Origin of the sequence: Photorhabdus sp. P32 (genome assembly GCF_038085095.1) — a bacterium.
Taxonomy (GTDB): Bacteria; Pseudomonadota; Gammaproteobacteria; order Enterobacterales; family Enterobacteriaceae; genus Photorhabdus; species Photorhabdus luminescens.
In genome coordinates this window covers 1-1,655 of the sequence record NZ_JAZGJN010000121.1, presented here as the reverse complement: position 1 = coordinate 1,655, position 1,655 = coordinate 1, and the positions used below count along the sequence as shown (strand labels likewise).

Here is a 1,655-nt window from a genome sequence, read left to right as displayed (position 1 = left end):
ACACTCTCTAGAAGAAGCAAAACAGTTCCGTCCGCCAAATAATGAGATATTTCAGGATACAAACACACCGATGGCACATGTCAGTGATCGAGTAACTCATTTTAGTGGTAATAACTTCCAGATAGTGCGTTCAGCCATGTATCAAGGTGTTGCTGCGGGAAATGCAAAAATTTTGTATTGGAATAACTTCGGTGAATTTCTTTTATTACCTCATGATGATCTTGCACAGCTGAGTGATCCACGCCAGAGTGATTTTGAGATCCAACAAATTAATCGTGTCATGGCGGTAAATTTTTACGCCGACGTTCCCCAAAATGGGGGGCAGTTAAAAGTATGGAATATTCAGCCTGATGATCAATCACGTAGTGCTCTTGGTTTAGCTTACAGCGGTTTTCCATATCAATCTGAATTATTGGAAGATCATACAAGTATGGTGATTAATATTGATGCGGGGGATTTGGTATTGCTGAATGGGAATTTAATCCATGCGGTACTGAATGGTAATACTATCTTTTCACCGGAACGGCGTTTACTCGTGAGCTGTTTTATAGGATTACAGCAAAATGGTGATCTTATTTGGTGGACATAGACGTGTGCATGATGTTGAAAATTGCTTACAAATATTTGACCATAGCGGAATATGCATTTATATTTAAGAATGATTAATGTAAATGTTAAAGATACAGATTATGCCATTACTTGCATGCACACTGATTACGCTTACCTGGCTGGTATTAGCCAAAGCAAATGTGTACATGCGTTTTACTTTCGTTTCTCCTGTTGCTGCTCCACCTCCTTTATTATCCATAACTGTGTAATATGTCGTCTCTGAGGGATGGTTAACATTCAACGTGTTGCCAGATTTAGCTGGCTGCGTTGGCTTGGGTACGTTAAATGTAAAACAGGTATGAATTCCTATGATTTCTAAAACTCAATGGATCTCTTATAGCTCGACCTTGCTTTTTGTCTTATTGTGGAGCAGTGGTGCGATTTTTTCTCGATGGGGACTTGATCACAGTACCGCATTTGCCATTCTCACGATGCGTTTTGCTATTGCGCTTATTTTTTTGATATTTCTGGGATTATTATTCAGGCGTAATGCTCATTGTCTGCCTGTATATGGGACACGCAAACAGGTAGCTGGTACCGGTGTTTTATTAATTGGCGGCTATTCTATCTGTTATTTTTTTGCTTTGGATAACGGGATCACGCCTGGCGTTCTGGCTACCGTGATGGGAATTCAGCCGATTATCACACTGCTGGTGATTGAACGCCGTTTTTCGATTGTACGTTTATCGGGTTTATTATTAGCGTTATTGGGCTTGATATTAGTAGTGTATCAAAGCCTGGTGTTGTCCCGGTTTTCCTTTGCGGGTATTACTTTTGCCTTAGCAGCATTGGCTTGTATGAGTTCTGGCGCAATTTTACAGAAACGAATTCATCAAGCTCCTTCTACAGTTTTACCTCTGCAATATAGTGTCAGTTTACTGCTTTGCTTGGGGTTTGTTCCTTTCCAGCCTTTTGACTTTCACCTGGCGCCTGGCTTTATTCTTTCATTAGTCTGGCTTGGGGTAGTGATTTCAGTTGTCGCTCAACTATTACTTTACCGGCTTATTCAAAGTGGTAATTTGGTGAATGTAACTAGTCTATTTTAT

General features: G+C 40.2%; 3 protein-coding genes. All 3 read left to right on the top strand.

The window, feature by feature from the left end; genetic code table 11:
* A partial coding sequence (locus V2H77_RS00665; protein WP_341497264.1) for a 2OG-Fe(II)-dependent halogenase WelO5 family protein occupies nucleotides 1-589 on the top strand: 589 nt, incomplete at its 5' end.
* An 82-nt stretch (nucleotides 590-671) separates the two neighbouring features.
* On the top strand, nucleotides 672-818 hold the full coding sequence (locus V2H77_RS00660; protein ID WP_341497263.1) for a hypothetical protein: 147 nt from the start codon (nucleotides 672-674) through the stop codon (nucleotides 816-818).
* Nucleotides 819-917: 99 nt separating this feature from the next.
* Nucleotides 918-1,655, top strand: a 738-nt coding sequence (locus tag V2H77_RS00655) for a DMT family transporter (protein WP_341497262.1), incomplete at its 3' end; no start/stop codon positions are given.